The 21,633-nt window shown below is 70.4% G+C and carries 20 protein-coding genes; 14 read left to right on the forward strand and 6 right to left on the reverse strand.

Annotated features, from left to right (window positions below):
- Nucleotides 1-82: 82 nt before the first annotated feature.
- Entirely contained in the window at nt 83-1,141 is a 1,059-nt protein-coding gene (locus tag VDQ83_RS04450; protein WP_309913955.1) for a lipid A deacylase LpxR family protein, read from the reverse strand.
- 277 nt (nt 1,142-1,418) lie between these two features.
- On the opposite strand from VDQ83_RS04450, the gene VDQ83_RS04455 reads away from it, so the two are divergent.
- The 4 genes from VDQ83_RS04455 to VDQ83_RS04470 all read left to right on the forward strand — a co-directional run bounded on the left by VDQ83_RS04455 (nt 1,419) and on the right by VDQ83_RS04470 (nt 5,862).
- Entirely contained in the window at nt 1,419-1,697 is a 279-nt protein-coding gene (locus VDQ83_RS04455) for a DUF493 family protein (RefSeq protein WP_263395762.1), read from the forward strand.
- A gap of 14 nt (nt 1,698-1,711) precedes the next feature.
- Nucleotides 1,712-2,398 (forward strand): lipoyl(octanoyl) transferase LipB, encoded by a 687-nt coding sequence (gene lipB, locus VDQ83_RS04460; RefSeq protein ID WP_286038054.1) that lies wholly within the window; start codon nt 1,712-1,714, stop codon nt 2,396-2,398.
- Nucleotides 2,399-2,420: 22 nt separating this feature from the next.
- Nucleotides 2,421-3,437 (forward strand): lipoyl synthase, encoded by a 1,017-nt coding sequence (gene lipA, locus VDQ83_RS04465; RefSeq protein WP_263395761.1) that lies wholly within the window; start codon nt 2,421-2,423, stop codon nt 3,435-3,437.
- Nucleotides 3,438-3,684: 247 nt separating this feature from the next.
- Nucleotides 3,685-5,862, forward strand: coding sequence for a carboxy terminal-processing peptidase (locus VDQ83_RS04470; protein WP_455434016.1), 2,178 nt, complete (start codon nt 3,685-3,687; stop codon nt 5,860-5,862).
- A 611-nt stretch (nt 5,863-6,473) separates the two neighbouring features.
- Here the strand turns inward: VDQ83_RS04470 and VDQ83_RS04475 are convergent.
- The gene (locus VDQ83_RS04475; RefSeq protein WP_455434017.1) at nt 6,474-7,217 is read right to left on the reverse strand and encodes a sulfite exporter TauE/SafE family protein; all 744 of its coding nucleotides are present in this window, start codon (nt 7,215-7,217) and stop codon (nt 6,474-6,476) included.
- Nucleotides 7,218-7,302: 85 nt separating this feature from the next.
- Between VDQ83_RS04475 and VDQ83_RS04480 the strand changes: the two genes are divergently transcribed.
- A complete protein-coding gene (locus VDQ83_RS04480; protein WP_455434018.1) occupies nt 7,303-8,223 on the forward strand; it encodes a LysR family transcriptional regulator in 921 nt (306 codons plus the stop codon).
- A 22-nt stretch (nt 8,224-8,245) separates the two neighbouring features.
- On the opposite strand, the gene VDQ83_RS04485 is transcribed toward VDQ83_RS04480, so the two are convergent.
- Both VDQ83_RS04485 and VDQ83_RS04490 read right to left on the reverse strand, forming a co-directional pair.
- Nucleotides 8,246-9,130 carry an endonuclease/exonuclease/phosphatase family protein gene (locus tag VDQ83_RS04485; RefSeq protein ID WP_455434019.1) on the reverse strand — a complete coding sequence of 295 codons (885 nt, stop codon included), beginning with the start codon at nt 9,128-9,130 and terminating at the stop codon, nt 8,246-8,248.
- Between the two features lie 308 nt (nt 9,131-9,438).
- On the reverse strand, nt 9,439-9,822 hold the full coding sequence (locus VDQ83_RS04490; protein WP_455434020.1) for a VOC family protein: 384 nt from the start codon (nt 9,820-9,822) through the stop codon (nt 9,439-9,441).
- Between the two features lie 376 nt (nt 9,823-10,198).
- Between VDQ83_RS04490 and VDQ83_RS04495 the strand changes: the two genes are divergently transcribed.
- From VDQ83_RS04495 to VDQ83_RS04520, 6 genes are all read left to right on the forward strand, one after another.
- Complete coding sequence (locus VDQ83_RS04495) at nt 10,199-11,254, forward strand: bifunctional nicotinamide-nucleotide adenylyltransferase/Nudix hydroxylase (RefSeq protein ID WP_455434021.1); 1,056 nt, start codon at nt 10,199-10,201, stop codon at nt 11,252-11,254.
- A gap of 64 nt (nt 11,255-11,318) precedes the next feature.
- On the forward strand, nt 11,319-12,743 hold the full coding sequence (locus VDQ83_RS04500) for a nicotinate phosphoribosyltransferase (RefSeq protein ID WP_309913982.1): 1,425 nt from the start codon (nt 11,319-11,321) through the stop codon (nt 12,741-12,743).
- Nucleotides 12,744-12,781: 38 nt separating this feature from the next.
- Nucleotides 12,782-13,858 (forward strand): hypothetical protein, encoded by a 1,077-nt coding sequence (locus VDQ83_RS04505; RefSeq protein ID WP_455434142.1) that lies wholly within the window; start codon nt 12,782-12,784, stop codon nt 13,856-13,858.
- On the forward strand, nt 13,851-14,915 hold the full coding sequence (locus VDQ83_RS04510; RefSeq protein ID WP_455434022.1) for a DNA methyltransferase: 1,065 nt from the start codon (nt 13,851-13,853) through the stop codon (nt 14,913-14,915). Before VDQ83_RS04505 ends, VDQ83_RS04510 begins: the two co-directional genes overlap by 8 nt.
- 78 nt (nt 14,916-14,993) lie before the next feature.
- Nucleotides 14,994-15,725 (forward strand): DUF2242 domain-containing protein, encoded by a 732-nt coding sequence (locus VDQ83_RS04515; RefSeq protein ID WP_455434023.1) that lies wholly within the window; start codon nt 14,994-14,996, stop codon nt 15,723-15,725.
- Between the two features lie 142 nt (nt 15,726-15,867).
- Nucleotides 15,868-16,236 carry a glycine zipper 2TM domain-containing protein gene (locus VDQ83_RS04520; RefSeq protein ID WP_263395750.1) on the forward strand — a complete coding sequence of 123 codons (369 nt, stop codon included), beginning with the start codon at nt 15,868-15,870 and terminating at the stop codon, nt 16,234-16,236.
- Nucleotides 16,237-16,481: 245 nt separating this feature from the next.
- On the opposite strand, the gene VDQ83_RS04525 is transcribed toward VDQ83_RS04520, so the two are convergent.
- Nucleotides 16,482-17,369: a TIGR01777 family oxidoreductase gene (locus VDQ83_RS04525; protein ID WP_455434024.1), complete on the reverse strand. Its 888-nt coding sequence runs from the start codon at nt 17,367-17,369 to the stop codon at nt 16,482-16,484.
- A gap of 207 nt (nt 17,370-17,576) precedes the next feature.
- Between VDQ83_RS04525 and VDQ83_RS04530 the strand changes: the two genes are divergently transcribed.
- Nucleotides 17,577-18,890: a hypothetical protein gene (locus tag VDQ83_RS04530; RefSeq protein WP_455434025.1), complete on the forward strand. Its 1,314-nt coding sequence runs from the start codon at nt 17,577-17,579 to the stop codon at nt 18,888-18,890.
- Between the two features lie 69 nt (nt 18,891-18,959).
- Nucleotides 18,960-19,904 (forward strand): phosphogluconate dehydrogenase (NAD(+)-dependent, decarboxylating), encoded by a 945-nt coding sequence (gene gnd, locus VDQ83_RS04535; protein WP_309913998.1) that lies wholly within the window; start codon nt 18,960-18,962, stop codon nt 19,902-19,904.
- A 13-nt stretch (nt 19,905-19,917) separates the two neighbouring features.
- Here gnd and VDQ83_RS04540 read toward each other — a convergent pair whose 3' ends face one another.
- Complete coding sequence (locus tag VDQ83_RS04540) at nt 19,918-20,961, reverse strand: oxidoreductase (RefSeq protein ID WP_455434026.1); 1,044 nt, start codon at nt 20,959-20,961, stop codon at nt 19,918-19,920.
- Nucleotides 20,962-21,119: 158 nt separating this feature from the next.
- Here VDQ83_RS04540 and VDQ83_RS04545 point away from each other — a divergent pair, with 158 nt between their 5' ends.
- Entirely contained in the window at nt 21,120-21,509 is a 390-nt protein-coding gene (locus VDQ83_RS04545; protein WP_263395745.1) for a BON domain-containing protein, read from the forward strand.
- Nucleotides 21,510-21,633 lie beyond the last annotated feature (124 nt).

Consider the following 21,633-nt stretch of genomic DNA (forward strand, 5'->3'; position numbering starts at 1 on the left):
AGTCCCGAGTCCCGAGTCCCGAGTCCCGAGTCCCGAGTCCCGAGTCCCGAGTCCCGAGTCCCGAGTCCCGAGTCCCGGCCCTTCAAAGCCGCCGACTGATCGTGAAGCTGCCGAACACCGGCGTCTGTTTCTGCAGGTCGAATTCGCGGGTGCTCCAGTAGCGCGCCAGGGCGAACTTCCAGTTGCCGCGCATCACCGCCAGGCCGAAGCCGGCTTCGCCGACGAAGGGGCGTTTGTTGACGCTGTGGCTGTCGCGGAAGGTGTTGCCGTCCAGGGTGATGTCGCGCACCACCCAGCGTGCGTCGCTGGTCAGGAACAGGTGCGCCGACCAGCCGCGGCCCATGCCGTAGCGGGGCGGGGCGGTGTTCTCGCCGGCCGGGCGCAGCGGCGAGCTGCCGAAGTCGTCCGGCAGCTTCCAGCCGAAGCGCACCTCGGCGCCGGCGTTGGCGTGGGTCTCCAGGGTGCCGAGCGCGCCGCCCCAGTGGCTGATCGCATCCCAGCCCCAGCCGTCGGCGTTGGCCGCCGCGTCGCCGGGCCAGCGGCGCATGCGTTCGTGCAGCAAGCGGAACACCGGTTCGTCGTGCAACTGGTTGTCCCAGCCGAGGAACTTCTCGTCGCCTAGCGCGTCGTGCACCGCGTCCTGCACCTGCTTGCCCTGCGCCGACGGGCCGACCATGCCCAGGGTCAGCTGGGTGGTGCGCAGGCGGTCCTGGTTGCGCGCGTTGTAGCCGAAGTTCACCGCCAGCACGGCGGCGTAGGGGCGGTCGTCCCTGATCAGGTCGCGGCGGGTCTTGTCGGTCGGGGTGAAGATGGCCTGGCCGAAACTGAAGACCATGTTCTGCTGCTCGAACTCGCCCGGGTGCAGGCGCTCCAGGTAGCGGTTGACCGCCCGCGCCAGCCGCGGCAGGCAGGGGTCGTCGGTGAAGTCGACCAGGTTCGGCGAGACCAGGGTCACGCCGAAACCGTTGGTATAGCCCTGGTCCTGGTCGGCGCCGCCGAACAGGTCGTTGTCGATGCGGAAGTTCACCGTCGGCGGCGTGTCCTGCAGCGCGCTGCCGGTGCAGCGATCGGCGGCAGCGGCGGGCAACGAGGCGATGGCGAGAACGACAGCAGCGGCGAGAGGCAGGCGCGATGACGGCATGGCACGTTCCCTGTACGGAGGAAGGGGGGGAGGGTGTGGCGCGACGCTAGCGGGCCGGCTGCGCGGATGCCGTGAAAGCCGGTCCGCGGAAGAGGCTGAACGGCAGCATAGGGCGCGGTCCGGGCCGGGCGAAAGCCATGTGGCCGTATCGCTTCGTCCCACCGGCGTCGCTTGCCAACCCGGCCCGCATGCTGACGCTGCGGGACCGCCGCTGCATGCCCGTGCGCAGCGGGCGCGCGGCCTTGGGTTTGCCCGGCCCTGGCCCGATAATGCAGCCATGGACATCACCTCCGACAACCCCGAACACGGCTTCCAGTTCCCCGGCGTCTTCGAGCTCAGCGCGATGGGCAACGCCAACACCGGGCTGGAGACCGAACTGCCGCGCCTGCTGGCCAAGGCCGGCGTGGACGTGCTGGAAGAGCGCATCAGCTGGAAGCATTCGTCCAACGGCAAGTACGTGTCGGTGCGGATCGCCTTCCGCGCCGCCGACCGCGCCCAGTACGACGCCGCGCACCTGGCGCTGCGCGAGCATCCGGAAGTGAAGTGGACGCTGTAGCCGGTGCCGCGGCAGTGGCGCCGCAGCCGGCCCCAGCGTTGCCGCCGTGCCTGGTCCGCGATCTCGGCCGCCAGCCCTACGCGCCGGTGTGGCGCGCGATGCAGCGCTTCACCGATGCGCGCGAGGAGGCCAGCGCCGACGAGCTGTGGGTGGTCGAGCACGAACCGGTGTTCACCCTCGGCCAGGCCGGCAAGCCCGAACACGTGCTGGCGCCCGGCGAGATCCCGGTGCTGCACGTGGACCGCGGCGGCCAGGTCACCTACCACGGCCCCGGCCAGCTGGTGGTGTACCCGCTGCTGGACCTGCGCCGGCTGAAGATCGGCGTGCGCGACTACGTGTGCCGCATCGAGCAGGCGATCATCGACACGCTGGACGAATGGAACATCCTCGGCCAGCGCCGCGATGGCGCGCCCGGCGTCTACGTTGGCGCAGCCAAGGTCGCCGCGCTCGGTATCCGCGTGCGCCGCGGCTGCACTTTCCACGGCCTGTCGTTCAACGTGGCGATGGACCTGGAGCCGTTCCACCGGATCAACCCCTGCGGCTACCAGGGCCTGCAGGTGACCTCGGTGCTAGACTTGGGCGGTCCCTCCGGCATGCAGGCCGTCAAACCGGTGCTGCTGGCCCAACTGGCGCGCCAGTTCGGGCTGACCCTGCAGCCGCTCGACGCCTTGCCCGACCTCACGCTCACGCACGCGGCCTGACCGCCTGCCCGCCGACGACGCCATGACCCAGCCCAGCGCACGCACCATCCCCTTGCAGGTCCTTTCCGGCGACAGCGCGCCCGCGCCCGCGCCGTTGCAGGCCGGCGTCAAGCAACTGGGCGGAGACAAGATCAACCGCTCGCCGGTGCAGTTCGCCGACGCGCCGGTGCTGCGCAAGCCGTCGTGGATCCGGGTGCGGATCCCGTCCGGCAACGCGGTGCAGAACCTCAAGGCCAAGCTGCGCGAGAACCGCCTGGTCACGGTCTGCGAGGAAGCCAGCTGCCCCAACATCCACGAGTGCTTCAGCCACGGCACCGCCACCTTCATGATCCTGGGCGAGGTCTGCACCCGCCGCTGCTCGTTCTGCGACGTCGCCCACGGCCGGCCCAAGCCGCCGGACGCCGGCGAGCCGGCCAGCCTGGCGCAGACCGTGGCCGACATGGGTCTGCGCTACGTGGTGGTGACCAGCGTCGACCGCGACGACCTGCGCGACGGCGGCGCCCAGCACTTCGCCGACTGCATCGGCGCGATCCGCGCCAAGGCGCCGGCCACCCGCATCGAGATCCTGACCCCGGACTTCCGCGGCAAGGGCCGCATGGACCGCGCGCTGGAGATCCTGGCGACCAATCCGCCGGACGTGTTCAACCACAACATCGAGACCGTGCCGGACCTGTACCCGAACGTGCGCCCCGGCGCCGACTACCAGTGGTCGCTGACCCTGCTGCAGAAGTTCAAGGCGCAGCACCCGGCCATCGCCACCAAGTCCGGGATCATGCTCGGCCTGGGCGAGACCATGGAGCAGGTGCAGGCCACGCTGCGCGACCTGCGCGCGCACGACGTGGACATGGTCACCATCGGCCAATACCTGCAGCCCACCGCGCACCACCACCCGGTGATGCGCTACTGGACGCCGGAGGAGTACAAGGCGCTGGAGGAGTACGGCAACGCGCTGGGCTTCAGCCACGTCGCCTCCGGGCCGATGGTGCGTTCGTCCTACCACGCCGACCGCCAGGCCGCCGGCGCCGGCGTCGCCGCCTGAGCGGCGCGGCGGCACCGATTCCGCCTTCGATCGCCGCGTCCGGCGCTTGGCCTGGCGCTGGCCGCATGCCCGCCGCACGGGCCTTCGCGCGGGCCCGTGGCGCCTGCACCGGCGCCATTCACACTTCGCTACCGGGCCGCCGCTAGTCTGGTTCAGGAAAGGTGACACGGCCTGCAACTTGCGGCACTGTCGTGTTGTCTCACGCGATCTGCAGCCCCCCTGACGGCCTGGTGCCGAGAGTACGTAGATGAAATTCAAAGCTTCCGTCTTCATGCTGGCGTTCGCGCTGACCGCGCCGCTGGCGCTGTTCGCCCGCACCGACGCGCCGGCGCTGCCCGCGGCCTCGACCGCCGACCAGTCCACCACTGCCAAGCTGGTCTACGGGCTGCTGTCCGACAGCCGCTACGCCTACCGGCCGCGCGCGCTCGACGAGGCGACCTCCAAGGAAGTCTTCAAGAAGTACCTGGAGACGCTGGACGGCAGCAAGCAGTTCTTCACCCAGGCCGACGTCGACAAGTTCGCCCCGTTCCAGGCCAACCTCGGCGCCAATATCGCCTCCGGCCAGCTGGAGCCGGCGTTCCAGGTGTTCGCCGTGTACCGGCAGCGCGTGGACGAGCGCATCGGCTACGCGCGCAAGCTGCTCAAGCAGGACTTCGATTTCAACGGCAGCGAGAAGTTCGAGTACGACCGCAAGGACGTGCCGTGGCCCAAGGACAACCAGGAGCTGGACGAACTGTGGCGCAAGTCGGTGATGAACGACTGGCTGCGGCTCAAGCTCGCCGGCAAGAAGCCCGAGGACATCCGCAAGACCCTGGACAAGCGCTACGCCAACCTCGCCGATTCGGTGAAGGAGCTGAAGAGCGAGGACGTGTTCCAGTTCTTCATGAACGCCTACACCAACACCGTCGACCCGCACACCGACTACTTCACCCCGCGCACCGCCGAGAACTTCAACCAGCAGATGTCGCTGTCGCTGGAAGGCATCGGCGCGCAGCTGCAGAAGCAGGACGACATGGTGGTGATCCGCGAGGTCATTCCCGGCGGCCCGGCCGCGGTGGACGGCACGCTGAAGGCGGGCGACCGCATCGTCGGCGTCGGCCAGGGCAAGTCCGGCCAGGTCGAGGACGTGATCGGCTGGCGCATCGACGACGTCGTGGCCAAGATCCGCGGCGACAAGGACACCCAGGTGCGGCTGGAATACATCCCGGCCGAGACCGGCGTGGACGGCAAGCACCGCCAGTTGCTGCTGACCCGGCAGAAGGTGCGCCTGGCCGAGCAGGCCGCCAAGGGCGAGACCATCACCCTGCCGGCCAAGGATGGCGAACCGGCGCGGCGCGTCGGCGTGATCAAGCTGCCGGCGTTCTACCAGGACTTCGAGGGCCGTCGCCGCAACGCCAGCGACTACGCCTCGGCGACCCGCGACGTGGCCAAGCTGCTGGCCGGCTTCAAGACCGACAAGCTCGACGGCGTGGTGCTGGACCTGCGCAACAACGGCGGCGGTTCGCTGGACGAGGCGATCGAACTCACCGGCCTGTTCATTGAGCAGGGCCCGGTGGTGCAGGTGCGCGAATCCGGCGGCCGCGTCACCGTCAACAGCGACGACAAGCCGGGCGTGGCCTGGGACGGCCCGCTGGCGGTGCTGATCAATCGCGGCTCGGCCTCGGCCTCGGAGATCTTCGCCGGCGCCATCCAGGACTACGGCCGCGGCCTGATCATCGGCGAGACCAGCTTCGGCAAGGGCACGGTGCAGAACATCGTCGACCTGGACCGCTGGCCGGCCAACGAGACCGACCGCTTCGGCCAGGTCAAGCTGACCATTGCGCAGTTCTTCCGGGTCAGCGGCAGCAGCACCCAGCACAAGGGCGTGGTGCCGGACATTGCGTTCCCGGCCAGCGTCGACGCCACCGAGTTCGGCGAGAGCACCTACGACAACGCCCTGCCGTGGACCCGCATTGCCGCGGTGCCGCACACCCAGTACGGCAACTTCGCGCCGCTGCTGCCGAGGCTGGAGACGCTGCATGCCGGCCGCATCGCCAGCGACAAGGAATTCCAGTGGTGGGAAGAGGACGTGCAGCAGTTCCGCACCGAAGCGGCGAAGAAGTACGTGGTGCTCAACGAGGCCGAGCGCCGCGCCGAGCGCGAGAAGCAGGACGTGCAGCGCAAGCAGCGCCAGGAGATGCGCAAGCAGCTCGGCCTGCCGCTGGACCCGCTCGCCGACGACAGCAGCGACGACGGTCTGACCGGCAACGAGCGCGACATCGTCAAGGACGCCGCGCGCGAAAAGCTGGTCGACAAGCGCCCGGATCCGCTGCTGCGCGAGTCGGCGGCGATCCTGGCCGACGCGTTGAACCTGCTGGAAAAGGACCGTCCGCTGTCGGTGCAGGTGCTGCCGCAGTCCACCGGCCCGGGGCGCTGGGCCGACTGAGTCCAGCCTCCACTGCCGCGCGAAAACAGACGCGCCATCGCCTAGCGGTGGCGCGTTTTTCGTTGTGCGTTCGCGCGGCTGCGCGCAGCCGCCTGCGTTCGTCCTGAGTGCCGAGCGATCCCGCGGCGGCCAGCGCGGCATTCGCCGATCCCTCTGGCGAATGCTCCAGGTGCCGATCGCATCGCCGCTGGAGCGCGCGCTGCCGCGTTCGTCGTGATTGCGCTGGCGCGAGGCGCTCCGCACGGCTTCAAGGCCCGCGATGGCAGCGCAGTGCGCTGTAGGAGGACTTCGGCCCCGACAGCGAGCGGAGCTTGGAAGTCCGCTGCTTCGTTCGTCGCGGCTGAAGCCGCTCCTGCAGGGACCTGCGACGCGCCCGCTGGGTGCACTGTAGGAGCGGCTTCAGCCGCGACCCGAGCCCGCCGCGCCGCCACATTCGTCACCGCATTCGCTCTCTATGGGCTGAAACCGAAACACCGCGACGCAGTCGCGCCGACCGGCCCTTTTGTGGGAGCGACTTCAGTCGCGACGAGCTTTCCCGAGAACGCCGCCACGACCAGCGATCCAAGCCACCGGCACTTCGACAGGTGGACATCGATTCGATATCGAAGTGCCTAGCCCCACGCCTGCCACAACTGATGCAGGCCCAGCGCCAGCAAGGTCAGGAAGAACACGCGACGGAACGCCTCGGCGGAGATGCGCTGGCGGACCCGCGCGCCGAGCCACATTCCCGCCACGGTCGGCAGCAGCGCCAGCAGCGACGGCCCCAGCGCCGCGCGCGCGAACGCGCCATGCCAGGCCAGCGCCGCGGCCAGCGCCAGGGTGGCGGTGCCGAAGCAGCAGCCCAGCGCGCGCAGCAGCGTGTCGCGTGGCAGGCCCAGCGCCACCAGGTAGGGCAGGGACGGCAGCACGAACACGCCGGTGGCGCCGGTCAGCAGGCCGGTCGCCAGCCCGGCCGCCGGGCCGGCCCAGGGTTCGTGCCGCGGCGCCAGTCGGCCCTGCCAGCGGCTCAGGCCGAGCAGGGCGTACAGCGCCAGCAGCGCGCCAAGCCCACCGCGGGCCAGCGCCGGATCGGCGCCGACCAGGATGCCTGCGCTGAGCCAGGTACCGAGCACGATCGTCGCCAGCAGCGGCCACAAGCGGCGCAGCAGCACCGCCGCACCGTCGCCCCAGGCCTGCTGCAGGTTGGTCAGCAGCGACGGCAGCACCAGCAGCGCGGCCGCCTCGGGCGGCGCCAGCCACAGTCCGAGCAGGCCCATCGCCACCGTCGGCAGGCCGGTGCCGGCGACGCCCTTGACGAAGCCGGCCAGGCAGAACACCGCGGCGATCGGCAGCAGATGCGGGATCAGCGATTGCATGCCTGCAGCATCGGGCGTCCGGCGGCGGCGGACAATGCGCGATCGCTTCAGGCAGACTTCGGCAACGACGAAGGCTGGAGTGGCGATGCATCTGGATTTCATCGACCTGCGCTTGTTCGCCGCGGTGGCCGAGGCCGGCAGCATCACCGCCGGCGCGGAACGTGCGGCGCTGTCGCTGGCCGCGGCCAGCGCCCGCATCCGCGCGCTGGAACTGCAGGCGGGCACGGCGCTGTTCGCGCGCGGCCGCCGCGGCGTGACCCTGACCGCGGCCGGCGCGGCGCTGTTGCGGCATGCGCGGCAGCTGCTGCGCCAGGCCGAGGCGATGCGCGCCGAACTGGGCGAACACGCTGGCGCCAATCAAGCCACGGTGCGGCTGCTGGCCAATACCGCGGCGCTGTACGAATGGCTGCCCGAACTGCTGGCCGAGTTCCTGGTCGCGCATCCGCGTATCGACCTGGCCTTGCGCGAGCTGGGCAGCACCGCCGCCGCCGATGCGGTGCGCGAGGAACGCGCCGACCTGGCGGTGATTGCCGACCATGCCGACCTCGCCGGCCTGCACGCGCAGGCGTTCCGGCAGGACCGGCTGGTGCTGGTGGCGGCGGCCTCGCATCCATTGGCGCAAGCGCCGCAGCTGCGCCTGGCGCAGCTGTGGCAGGCGGAATTCCTCGGCCTGGCCGACGACAGTGCGTTGCAGCGGCACCTGCGCACGCAGGCCGCGCGTGCCGGCGGCCAGTTGCGCATCCGCGCCCACGTGCACGGCATCGAGCCGCTGTGCCGGATGCTGGCGCGCGGCGCCGGCGTGGCGATCCTGCCGCAGGCGGCGCTGGCCCGGGTCAGCGTGCGCGCGCAGCTGGTCGCGGTACCGCTGCACGAAGCGTGGGCGGCGCGGCAGCTGTCGATCGTGTGGCGGCCGGCGCCAGCACCGGTGCCGGCGGTGCGTCAGGTGGTGGACTGGCTATGCGCGCACGCCGATGGCGCCGCGCCGACGCAGGTGTCGGCGCAATGACGCGGCACGCCGACGGAGCGGTTCAGTGCGGCCAGGCGAACTCGGCCATCACCGGGAAGTGGTCCGACGGCCAATGCCCCTGCGGCCGCGCGTCCAGCGTGGAGAAGCGGGTGGCGCGCAGCCCGCGCGACAGGATCCAGTCGATGCGCCGGTCGGGATGGCCGGTGAAGTCGTGGAAGGTCGCTTCCGGCCCTTGCGGCTGCGGCGCCTGCGCGCGCGCGTCGGCCAGCGCGGGAACCAGCGTGCGGTAGGTGGGCGAGTCCGGCGCGGTGTTGAAGTCGCCGGTGAGCACCACCGGCACGTCCGCCGGCAAGGCCTGCAGGCGGGCGAGGATCAGCGCGGCGCCCTTGGCGCGCGCCGCCTCGTCCTCGTCGCGATACGGAAGATGCGTATCGAACAGATAGAAACGGCGGCCGTCGGCGATGCGTTCGAACAGCCCCCAGTTGACCATCCGTGGCAGCGGGTGGCCCCAACTGATGCTGCCGACCACCGCCGGGGTGTCCGACAGCCAGAAGTCGCCCGATTCCACCAGCTTCAGCCGGCGGCTGTCGTAGAACACGCCCATGCGCTCGCCGTCCTCGCTGCCGTCGCGGCTGCGGCCGAACCAGCGGTAGTCGGGCAACTGCGCGGCCAGGTAGTCGGCCTGCAGCTTGACCAGTTCCTGGGTGCCGAACAGGTCCGGATGCTGCGTGCGGATCAGCGCCGCCATCGCGCTGCGGCGGATCTCCCAGCGCTTGTCGCCATCCTTGTCGACCGGCACGCGCACGTTGAAGCTCATCACCTTGAGCGGCGCCGGCGCCGGCGCGGGCGCGGCGCCCGCCAGCGGCGCGGCGAGGAGGGCGAACAGCGACAGGACGAACGCAAGCGCCACGGCGCGTACGCTGGGAAAGGGCGAGGAAGTCGGCATCGGAAACATCTCTTGGATGACAGCGGGAAGCGCGGGCGCAATGGTGGCATGCACGGCGCGGCATGGGCCAGCGCCGGTGTGCAGGTTTTCGCATCTGCACGCTACGCCAGACATGTTGCGTTGTTGCAACGGAACCGGCGCGCAATGTCCGGCACGATGCCGGGCGGTGCGCGACATGCGCTTGCGCAGGCGCGCGAATCGACACCGCACGCATGCCGGCGCAGGCGTGCGCATATCTGTAGGGATCCGCTGCGGGCGCAGGCGATGCATGATCGGGAACGCGGTGTCGCTGCGCACTCCCGGTCGTGTCAGTCCCAGGTGTTGGGCTGCGCGCCGGTGGCGGGATCGCCCATCTTGACCACGCAGAAACGGTGTCCGGTCGGCGCTTCCATCACCCACCAGCGTTTGACGAAGCCGATGCGGCGCGCGCCGAGGCGCTCCAGGCGCGCGACCTCGGCGTCGATGTCGTCGCTCTCGATGTCTAGGTGCACCCGCGACGGATGGTCGACACGCTGCACTTCCACGTGCAGTCCTGCCGGGGCGCCCTGCAGTTCGGCGTATTCGGCGCCGAGTTCGGAGTAGCTCGGCGCAGCTGGATAACCGAGCGCCGCGCTCCAGAAGCGCGCGCCCACCTCGGCGTCGGTGTCCTGGCAATCGATGATGAATCCGGCAAGACGGCTGTGATGGGACATGGTCGCGTGCTCCTGTTCGGGGTGCGAAAAGGCTAGCGCGATCGTGTGCGCTGCGCGCGCTGCAGCGCAGCGCCGTACGCTGCCTGCGCGTGCGGCAAATGCGGCGCTTGCGCAGGCATGCGTCGCAGCTGCGACGCCGGGAAAAATGCCGTACTTCTTGCACGACGGTGCTGCCCTTGCCTTCGCCGTCCGCAGCCGGTTCCGTGACTCGGCGACAACGCAGCAGTGGTTGCGCCACGCATGCGGCACGAATCGCACGCGCAGTGCCCCGCCTCGCACCGCCGATCGCACGCAAGACTTGACGCCTTCGCGCATCGGCGTAGCATTTGCATCACGCCAAGGGACAGACCCGCGGCGAACCCAATCACCGTGAGGGATGCTCATGGAATACGACTATCTTGTGTTCATCGGGCGCTTCGAGCCCTTCCATAACGGCCACGCCGCCGTCGCCCGCCATGCACTGGCGCGCTCGCAGAAACTCATCTTCCTGATCGGCTCCGCCGAGACCCCGCGCACCATCCGCAATCCGTGGACCGTGGCCGAACGCAGCGTGATGATCCAGGCCGCGCTCGACGGCGCCGGCGAACGCCTGATCCTGCGCCCGCTGCGCGACCATCTCTATAACGAGAGCCAGTGGATCGCCGCGGTGCAGTCGGCGGTGGCCGAGGCGGTGCGCGCCGACGGCGGCGGCGCCGAGGTGCGCATCGGCCTGGTCGGCATGGACAAGGACGCCAGTAGCTACTACCTGCGCGAATTCCCACAGTGGCCGCTGGTCGACGTGCAGCACACCGAGACGCTGTCGGCGACCGAATTGCGCCGCTACCTGTTCGAGGCCGGCAGCATCGATTTCCACGGCGCGCTGCTGATGTTGCGCGGCAACGTGCCGGCGCCGGTGTTCGACATGCTCGAGGCGTTCCGCAAGAACTCGCCGTCGTACGCGGAACTGCTCGCCGAATACCAGTTCATCGAGCAGTACCGCGCGGCCTGGAAGGAGGCGCCGTATCCGCCGACCTTCGTCACCGCCGACGCGGTGGTGGTGCATTCCGGGCACGTGCTGCTGGTGCGGCGCCGCGCCGCGCCGGGCAAGGGCCTGTGGGCGTTGCCGGGCGGTTTCGTCGGCCAGCACGAGAGCATCTTCGAGGCCTGTCTGCGCGAGCTGCGCGAGGAAACCCGGCTGAAGATCCCGGTGCCGGTGCTGAAGGGCTCGCTGAAGAACCGCCACGTGTTCGACCATCCCGAGCGCAGCCTGCGCGGGCGCACCATCACCCATGCGTTCCACTTCGAGTTCACCTTCGGCGAACTGCCCGAGGTGCGCGGCGGCGACGATGCCGACAAGGCGCGCTGGATCCCGGTCAGCGAAGTACTGGGCATGGGTCCGAAACTGTTCGAAGACCACCTGCACCTGCTCGAATTTTTCCTGGGCCGCGGTTGACCGCGGCCTGCCCCGGCCGGCGGACAGACCGCTGGCTTTCCCCGACGCGAAGGAGCTTCCCGTCATGCAATGCCTGAACAACCTGCTGCTCAACACCGATAGCTACAAGGCCAGCCACTGGCTGCAATATCCGGCCGGCACCGATGCCACGTTCTTCTACGTGGAATCGCGCGGCGGCGTCTACGACCGCACCGTGTTCTTCGGCCTGCAGTCGATTCTCAAGGAGGCGCTGGGCCGCGCCATCACCCATGCCGACGTCGACGAGGCGCGCGACCTGTTCGCCGCGCACGGCGAGCCGTTCAACGAGGCCGGCTGGCGCGACATCGTCGATCGTCTCGGCGGGCAGCTGCCGATCCGCATCCGCGCCGTGCCCGAGGGCAGCGTGGTGCCGACCCACAACGCGCTGATGACCATCGAGTCCACCGACGCGCAGGCCTACTGGGTGCCGTCGTATCTGGAAACGCTGCTGCTGCGCATCTGGTATCCGGTCACCGTGGCCACGGTCAGCTGGCACGCCAAGCAGACCCTGCGCCAGTTCCTGGAACGCACCAGCGACGATCCGGAAGGGCAGCTGCCGTTCAAGCTGCACGACTTCGGCGCGCGCGGCGTGTCCAGCCTGGAGTCGGCGGCGATCGGCGGCGCGTCGCACCTGGTCAACTTCCTCGGCACCGACACCGTGTCCGGGCTGCTGCTGGCGCGCGCCCACTACCACGAGCCGATGGCCGGCTACTCGATTCCCGCCGCCGAGCACAGCACCATCACCAGCTGGGGCCGCGAGCGTGAGGTGGACGCGTACCGCAACATGCTCAGGCAGTTCGGCAAGCCCGGCGGCATCGTCGCGGTGGTGTCCGACAGCTACGACATCTTCCATGCGATCCGCGAGCATTGGGGCACCACGCTGCGCGAGGAGGTGATCGCCTCCGGCGCCACCGTGGTGATCCGTCCCGACTCCGGCGATCCGGTCGCGGTGGTGCACCAGTGCCTGGAACTGCTCGACGAGGCCTTCGGCCACAGCGTCAACGGCAAGGGCTACAAGGTGCTCAACCACGTGCGCGTGATCCAGGGCGACGGGGTGAACCCGACCAGCATCCGCGCGATCCTGGAGCGCGTCACCAGCGCCGGCTACGCCACCGACAACGTCGCCTTCGGCATGGGCGGCGCGCTGCTGCAGCGGCTGGACCGCGATACCCAGAAGTTCGCGCTGAAGTGTTCGGCCGCGCGCGTGGACGGCGAGTGGATCGACGTCTACAAGGATCCAGTCACTGACAAGGGCAAGCTCAGCAAGCGTGGGCGCATGAGCCTGCTGCGCCATCGCGAGTACGGCGGCTATCGTACCGAGCCGGTGCCGGCCAGCGCGGCGTCGCTGGACGCGGTCGCGCGGCCCGCCGGCTACGACGACGCGATGGTCACGGTGTGGGAGAACGGCCGCCTGCTGCACGACTGGACGTTCGCGCAGGTGCGCGAGCGCGCGAACGCGGCGCGTCTGTAGGTGCGGCAATGGACGCTCGCATGGAGTTGGCGCCGCCGCTGAGCGGCGCCTCGCCGCTGTTCGCCGCGTTGCGCGCCGGCATGCCGCACCTGGAATGGCGGGTGCCGGCCGCCGACGATGCCGCGCGCTGGCGCGTGCAGCGCATCGGCGGCCGCGACTACCGCGTCGCGCAGCCGGTCACCTTCACCCCGTACGCGTCGGTGCGGCCGTGTTCGGCGCGCTGCCGTTTCTGTTCGGAGACGCTGCGCCCGCATGCCGGCGGCACCGCCGCGGCCAGCCTGCGGCCGCCGCCGGAGTACTTCGCGATGCTGCGCCAGGGCCTGGCGCAGTTGTCCGGGCTGCCGCTGTCGCAGTCGCTGTCGGGGCTGGAGATGACCGACGACGAAGCCTGGTTCCTGCAACTGCTGGACACGCTGGGCGCGGCCGAACGCGATGGACTGCTGGTCGAACAGCGCGTGCTGTACAGCAACGGCGCCGGTTTCGCCCGCGGCCGCGGCGATGCGCTGCTGCAGGCCTTGCAGCGCTTCGGGCTGACGTGGGTGGAACTGTCGCGGCACCATCCGCAGCAGGCCGGCAACGACGCGATCATGCGCTTCCGCGACGGCGAGGCGATCGCCGATGCGCAGGTGTTCGCCGCCACCGCGCGGCGCATCGCCGAGGCGGTGCCGCTGCGCCTGGTGTGCATCCTGCAGCACGGCGGCATCGCCGATGCCGACGGCGTGGCCGGCTATCTGCGCTGGGCGCAGGAGTGCGGCGCGCGCACGGTGATCTTCCGCGAGTTCTCGCGACTGGGCGACGGCTATCGCGCCACCGGCACCCAGCGCTACCTGGCGCAGGCCCGGGTCAGCGTGGAGCAGGTCGTGGCCGCGTGCATGGCCACGCCATGGTGGCGCACGCTGCGGCCACTGCAGATCACCGAAGGCTATTACTTCTGGAACCTGCGCATGGCCGGCGCCGACGGCATGGAGGTGGTGTTCGAGAGTTCCGACTACACCGCGATGCACACGCGCCACGACAGCGGCGACATCTACAAGCTGGTGTTCTTCGCCGACGGCCGCCTGTGCGCGGGTTGGCAGCCGGACCGCGATCTGCTGTGGCAGGCCGCGCATGGATAGCCGCAGCTGGTGGACGCCGCCGCCGGACCCGCCCGAGCACCGGCTGCCCGAGGACCTGCGCCAGCGCGATCCGCTGGGCGCACGGGACTGCGGTTGGGTCAGCCAGATGCGCCCGTTCGTGCGCCAGTTCAGCGCGCCGGGCGGTTGTGTGCTGGATCCGTTCTGCGGCTTCGGCAGCACCTTGCTCGCCGCGGAGCTGGAAGGCCGGCGCGGGCTGGGGCTGGAGATCGACGCGGCGCGCGCGGGGCTGGCGCGCGAGCGGCTGCAGCGGCTCGGGCTGCACGCGCAGGTGCGGGTCGGCGCGCTGCCGCAGCTCGCGCTGGAGGCGCCGGTCGACCTGTGCCTGACCAACGTGCCGTACTTCGGTTGCGACTGGCCGGGTGCGGCGACGCCGGGCCAGCTCTACGCCAGCACCGACTACGCGGCCTATCTGCACGGCTTGCGTGCGGTGTTCCATGCGGTGCGCCGCGGCCTGCGCGACGGTGGCTTCTGCATCGCGATGGTGGAGAACGTGGAGATCGGCGGCGTGTGCGTGGCGCAGGCCTGGGACCTGGCGCGGCTGCTCGGCAGCCTGTTCGTGCCCTGCGCCGAGCGCGTGCTGTGCTACCCCCGCGACAGTGCGCAGGCGTTGGCGCCCGGCGACACCCGCAGCGATCGCAGCCACGAATACGCGCTGATCTTCCAGAAACGGCGCGAGCCGATCGACCTGCCCGGCACCGCGCAACTGCTCGCCGCGCTGCGTGAGGACGGGTTCGACTACGCGCTGTACGGCAGCTACCCGGCCTGGCTCGCCGACCCGGCCGCGGCCGCGCGCCTGCCCGGCGACGTTGACCTGCTGTTGCCGCGCGATCCCGGCCAGCTGCAGCGGCTGCTGGACTGGTTGCGTGCGCGCGGCTTCGCGCTCAGCCTGTGGGGCGAGCCGCTGGCGTCGCCGCCGACGCTGGCCGTGCTCGACGCCCACCACTACCTGCGCGCCGAACGCCGCGACCGCGGCGGCGGCCTGCTGCGGGTGGACCTGTCGCTGCAGCCGGCAGCGGATGCGCTAACTGTGGGATGAGCGCGGGCGGCGGCATCAAGGCCGTCTCGACACGCTTGCGGCTATCCTTGGCCGGTTCCTTCCTTTCGGTCCACGGCCATGTCCGCTTCCTCCAACGTCCTCGCCCTTCCTGCGCTCGTGCTGGTCGCGATCGGCCTGAGCGGCTGCTTCAACCGCAAGCAGGACAACCTGGTGAAGGAGACCTTCAATTCCGACAACACCTATTCGCGCAGCTATCCGGTACAGCCGGGGCAGGCCTGCGAATCGGCACGGCGCGCCTTGCTGAGCCAGGGTTACGTGGTCGCCAAGGCCACCGCCGATGCGGTCGAAGGCACCAAGAACTTCCAGCCCAACCAGGATTCGCACGAGCAGCTGGAGTTGCGCGTGTCGTGCGTGGCGCACGGCCAGGACGAGTCCTGGGTGTTCGTCAGCGCGTTGCAGGACCGCTATGCGTTGAAGAAGAGCGCCACTTCGGCCAGCGTCGGCGTTGGCGTGCTCGGCTCGGTGTCGCTGCCGGTCGGCAGCAGCGACGACTCGCTGGTGCGCGTGGCCAGCAGCACGGTGCAGGACGGCGATTTCTACAAGCGCTTCTTCGAGCGCATTGCGCAGTACCTGCCGAAGGCCAAGCCGGCCCCGGCCGAGCCGCCGCCGGCCGCGGAACCAAAGGCCGAGCCTGCCGCCGCGATGCCGCCTGCATCCATACCGGCACCAGCACCGACACCAGCAGCACCAGCACCAGCACCAGCAGCATCTACACCGACCACGGCCGATGCCGCACCTGCGCCGGTCACACCTGTCGCGCCGGCCGGCGACGCAACCACGCCACAGTGAGCCCACTGTTCACTCGCCGCTGTGGAAGCTGAATAGCGGGATTTCGCTTCACGATCCATTCGCAATCGCGGTGCAAAGGTGGCGCCTGTCGGGAGTGCGGTGCGTGCAAGCGCATCGGCTCCGCCACCCAGGAGCAAGCAGCATGAACACTTTCAAATCCGCGTTGTGTCTCACCGTCCTCGCCGTCGCCACTGCTGCCGCGCCGCTGGCGCAGGCGCAGCGCCACTACGGGCCGGAAGACGCCGGGCGCCGCTTCAACGACGGCACCCGCGTGCACTGCAAGAAGGTCGCGGTGCAGAAGAACAGCACCGACCCGAATCGCATCGGCGGCACCCTGGCGGGCGCGGCGATCGGTGGCTTGCTCGGCAACCAGGTCGGCAAGGGCAACGGCAAGAAGCTGGCCACGGTCGGCGGCGCGGTCGCCGGTGGCGCCACCGGGCGCTACATCCAGGGCCAGCGCCAGCAGGCCAACGGCAACCGCCAGGTCGAGACCGTCTGCACGCGCTATTGAGCCGCCGCCGCGATCGGCCCTCGCGGCGCACTCGACACAGCAACGCCCCGGCGGACAGCCTCCGCCGGGGCGTTTTGCGTTGCTGGGGCGCTGCGGCAGCGTGCGAGCGAATGAATGCAGCCAGGCCGTGAACGTCGGCCCATGACACGCTTTTTTGTAGGAGCGGCTTCAGCCGCGACCGGGCGTCACCGGTAACGCCCGGTCGCGGCTGAAGCCGCTCCTACAAAAGCGTCGCAATGGCCGCGCTAGCCGACCGCGGCGCTCAGCGCGGCCCCCAGTTCCGGATAGCGGAACCCATAGCCTTCCTGTTGCGCGCGCGTCGGCAGCACCCGCTGGCTGCCCAGCAGCAGGTCGGCCATCTCACCGAAGGCCAGGCGCAGCGCCGCGGCCGGCGCCGGCAGCAGCGCCGGCCGGTGCAGCGTGCGGCCGAGCTGCGCGGCGAAATCCGCATTGGTCACCGGCGTCGGCGCAGTGGCGTTGTAGGCGCAGTCGCCACCGTGCTGCAGCAGCCACAGCAACAGCCCGACGTGATCGTCGCGATGGATCCAGCTCATCCATTGGCGGCCGTCGCCCATGCGTCCGCCCAGGCCGAGCCGAAACGGCGGCAGCATCCGCGCCAGCGCACCGCCATCGTTGCCCAGCACGACCCCGGTGCGCACCAGCGTGGTCCGCACGCCCAGTGCCTGCGCGCGCAGCGCCTCGGCTTCCCAGTCGCGGCACAGCTGCGCGGAAAAATCCGCACCGGCCGCGCTGCGTTCGTCGAGCAGGTCGCTGCCGCGGTCGCCGTAGTAGCCGATCGCCGAGCCGGACAGCAGACAGGCGGGGCGTTGCGCTGCGTCCAACTGCGCGATCCAGTCGATCAGCGCGCGGGTGGTGCCGATGCGCGAGGTGCGGAAGCGGCGTTTGCGGGTCTCGTTCCAACGGCCCTCGCTCAAGGACTCGCCGGCCAGATTGATCACCGCGTCCGCAGGCGCTGCGTCGTGAAGGTCCTGCAGCGGCTGTACGCCCGGAAGCGCACGCGCCGCGCGCGCCGCATCGCGGGTCAGGACGCTGACCCGGTGCCCGGCCTGGAGCAGGGCGGGGCACAGTGCGCGGCCGATGAATCCGGTGCCGCCGGTGACGAGCACATGCATGACGCTGTTTTCCGCGAGCGGGGAGCGGCAGTGTAGGGCGGGCCGGCATTGCAGCCGGGTGAACGCGCGCGCAGGCGCGCTTCGCGCACGGTGCGGCGCGCGGCTTCGCGGTGCGTGCACGACGCGCGCGGCACGCTCCGCGTCCGCGCCCCTGGCGCGCCGACCCCTCTACCCTGTCTGCTGTTCCGCATCTGCCATGCTCGCGCCATGACTGTCCTCACTGCGCTCCAGCCACCGCCACGCCGACGGCGTTTCGCCGCGCGCCTGCTGCTGGCGCTGGCATTGGCCACCGGCGGCGCACTCGCCGCGCCGCCGGATCCGGCGGACCAGGCCAGCGCCGACTGCCTGGCCGCGTTGCTGCGCCAGCTCGGCTGGCGCATCGACAGCACGCCCGCCGCGCAGCCGCGGCTGCTGCCGGGCGCGCCCTGCACGCGCGCGTCGCTGGCCGACGCGCAGGCGCACGGCGACCTGCAGGCGGCGCTGCCCGCGCAGTGGGGCGAAGCGCAACGGCGCGACGCCCTGCGCGCGCTGCTGGAGACCCCGGCTACGCACTGCGGCTATTTCCTGCTGCTCGGCGCGGCCACCGAGCGTGCGGCGACGCGCCTGCAGGACAATCCCGGCTACCGCTTCTCCGCGCTGCAACTGGGCTGGATCGGGTTCGGCCCGGGCGGCGCGCGCCGGCAGGGTTGGCAGCGCTTCCGCAGCTTCGGCCGCGGCTACCGTCCGGTGCAGGGCAATGCGCGCGCGATCGAGGCGTTCTACAGCGGCCGGGTGCGCTCGGAATGCGGTGTCGGCCGGCAGATCGCGCAGCTGGCCACGCAGCGCGAACTGCACGGCGACGCCGGTTTCGATCGCGCGTTCAGCGCCGGGGAACTGTCGATCGGCACCTTCCTCACCCTGCACGATACCGACAGCATCCTGCTCGGCGCGCAGGCCGGCGAGTTCTTTGCCGACGGCAAGGCGGCCAAGACGTCGCAACTGGGTCGCGCCGCCTTCCTCGGCGCGCCCGGCTTCATCGCCCACGTGTTCGAACGCCGCTACCTGGACGACATCAACAACCAGGCCGAGAACTTCGTGGTGGTGGCGGTCAGCGCCGAGGCGGCCGCGGCGTTGCGCGTGCATGGCGGCTTTGCCCATTACGACCGCAGCAACCGGCGCATCTGGGAACTGGCGCAGACGCTGCGCGGACCCGGCCGCGAACGCTTCGAGAAACTGCTGTTCGAGCGCGACCCGGTCTTGCGCGCGGCGTTGTCGCCGGCGCAACGCAGTGTCCTGGCGCAGATCGACGCGCTGCTCGACGACCCGTTCTATCGCGGCTTCGACGTGTACGTGCACCCCAAGGGCGTCAAGCCGATCGGCTACCACGTGGCGCGCCTGCTGGACCGCAATCCGCGCACGCCGTTCGCGATCGACCTGGCCCTGCACAACCTGCATACCACCCTGTACCGGCGCTGGCGCGACCAGCAGTTGCAGGTCTGTGCGCAAGCGGCGCAGGACGCTTCATCCGGGCGCATTCCTTAGCTGCGCGTCACGCCGCCGGCGCCGCTTCGTGCGACCCTAATGGCCCTCACTTCGAGCTAGGAACGACGCATGGATCTGGGACTTTTAGGGTTGGGCCGCATGGGCGCCAACATGGCCGAGCGGTTGGTGCGCGGCGGCCACCGGGTGGTCGGTTTCGACCTGGGCGAGGCGGCGCGCAGTGCGGCGCAGCAGCGCGGCGTGGAGACCGTGGAGACGATGGCCGCGCTGATCGCGGCATTGCCGGCGCCGCGCGCGGTGTGGCTGATGGTGCCGGCGGGCAAGATCGTCGACGACACCCTGGCCGTGCTGCTGCCGTTGCTGGGCAAGGGCGACGTGATCGTGGACGGCGGCAACTCGTACTACAAGGATTCGATGCGCCGCGCCGCCGAGCTGGCCGCGCACGGCATCGGCTACGTCGATTGCGGCACCAGCGGTGGCGTGTGGGGCCTGAAGGAAGGCTACAGCCTGATGATCGGCGGCGACGAAGCGGCGGTGAGCCGGCTCGACCCGGTGTTCGCCACGCTGGCGCCGGCCGCCGACGCCGGTTGGGGACGGGTCGGTCCCAGCGGCGCCGGCCACTTCACCAAGATGGTCCACAACGGCATCGAGTACGGAATGATGCAGGCCTACGCCGAAGGCTTCGCGCTGATGGGGCGCAAGCAGGAATTCGACCTGGATTTGCACCAGGTCGCCGAGGTCTGGCGCCAGGGCAGCGTGGTGCGTTCGTGGCTGCTGGACCTGTGTTCGGACGCGCTGGGCAGCAACCCGGACCTGGCCGGCATCGCTCCGTACGTGGAGGATTCCGGCGAAGGCCGCTGGACCGTGGCCGAAGCGATCGACCTCAACGTGCCCGCGCCGGTGATCACCCTGTCGTTGCTGGAGCGGCTGCGTTCGCGCGATACCGATTCGTTCACCGACAAGCTGCTGGCGGCGATGCGCAACCAGTTCGGCGGGCACGCGATCAAGCACGAAACGCCCAGCGTGCCGCCGTCCGGTCCGGTCGCCGCGCAATAGGTCGCCGCGCGCGTCAGTCCAGCGCCAGCGTGCGGCCTTCGGCGGCGCTGCGCTGGCCGAGTTCCAGCAAACGCATCACCGCCAGCGCCTGCGCCGCATCCACGGGCGCGGGCGCGCGCCCGGCCATCGCCTCGCGGAAGCCGGCATAGCAGTGGCGGTAGTCGCCGCGCTGCGTCGGCAGCGCCTGCGCGCTGGCGTTGCCGTCGGCGCCGACCAGGGTCAGCTGGCCGGCGACCGGGTCTTCGCCCCACTGCGGCGCGGCCGGGGTGAGTCCGGCGCGCAGCTGCGCCTCCTGCGTGTCCAGGCCGTGCTTGACGTAGCTGCCGCGCTCGCCATGCACGGCGAAGCGCGGCCCGTTCGCCGCGACCAGCGAGCCGGCATGCAGCACCGCGCGCAGCCGCGGGTAGCGCAGCACGACGTGGAAGTAGTCGGTGGCCTGCGCGCCATGGCGCTGCTGCGCAAGGTCGGCCTGGATCGCCTCGGGCAGGCCGAACAGCTGCAGGGCCTGGTCGAGCAGATGCGGCCCCAGGTCGAACCACAGCCCCGAACCGGGCAGCGCATGCTCGCGCCAGCGGTCGCCGACCTGCGGGCGGTGGCGATCGAAGTGCGAATGGAATTCGGCGACCTCGCCCAGCGTGCCCGCATCCAATAGCCCGCGCACGGTGAGGAAGTCGCCGTCCCAGCGCCGGTTCTGGAACACGCTGACGATGCGCCCGGCGCGCTGCGCCTGCGCGAGCACCTGCTGCGCCTGGTCCACGTCCAGGGTGAACGGCTTGTCCACCAGCACGTGCTTGCCCTGGGCCAGCGCCGCGAGCGCCAGCGGCGCATGGGTCTGGTTGGGCGTGGCGACCACCACAGCATCGATCTGCGGGTCGGCGAAGGCCTGCTGCGCGTCGGCGACGATGCGCGCCTGCGGATAGGCCGCGGCGGCTTCGTCATGGCGGCTGGACACGATGGTGTGCAGGCGCAGGCCGGGCGTGTGCGCGATCAGCGGCGCATGGAACACGCGGCCGACGAAGCCGTAGCCGAGCAGGGCGAGATTGAAGGGCTGGTCCATGACAGCGGCAGGTACCCGTAACGAAGAGGGCGCCAGTATCCGGGCAACCGCCTTCACGTCGCGTGCACGCCTTTCACGCTGTCGGCATTCGCCGGTCACGTCGCCTGTACGCGGTCTTGCAGAGACTGCGCCACACACCTTCAAGGGAGGAGGACATCATGAAAAAGTTCACGTCACCCACGCTGCTCAGCGCTGCACTCGCATTCGGTCTGACCCTGGCCGCGGGCCAGGCGCTCGCCGTCGATCCGCCGACCGCCGCCAGCAAGGACCATGACGCCATGGCCCATGGCGACGGCATGAAGCACGATTCCAAGGAGCCGGTCACCGACACCTGGATCACCACCAAGGTGAAGGCCGATCTGCTCGCGACCAAGGACGTCTCCGGTACCGACATCAAGGTCGAGACGATGAACGGCACGGTCAAGCTGTCCGGTGCGGTCGAGAACAAGACCCAGCGCGACAAGGCGGTGTCGGTCACCAAGATGATCGACGGGGTCAAGAAGGTCGACGCTTCCGGCCTGAAAGTGACTGGCGCCGCCAAGCACTGATCCGTCGCGATCACCGCGCATGCGGGGCGCGAGACGAGGCGCGCCCGGCTGCCGCAGTAGGAGAAACGCACCCTTCGGGGTGCGTTCTTTTTTGCGCCACGCCGGTGCATGGCCTCTATTATTT

Source organism: Xanthomonas sp. WHRI 7945, from assembly GCF_035026585.1.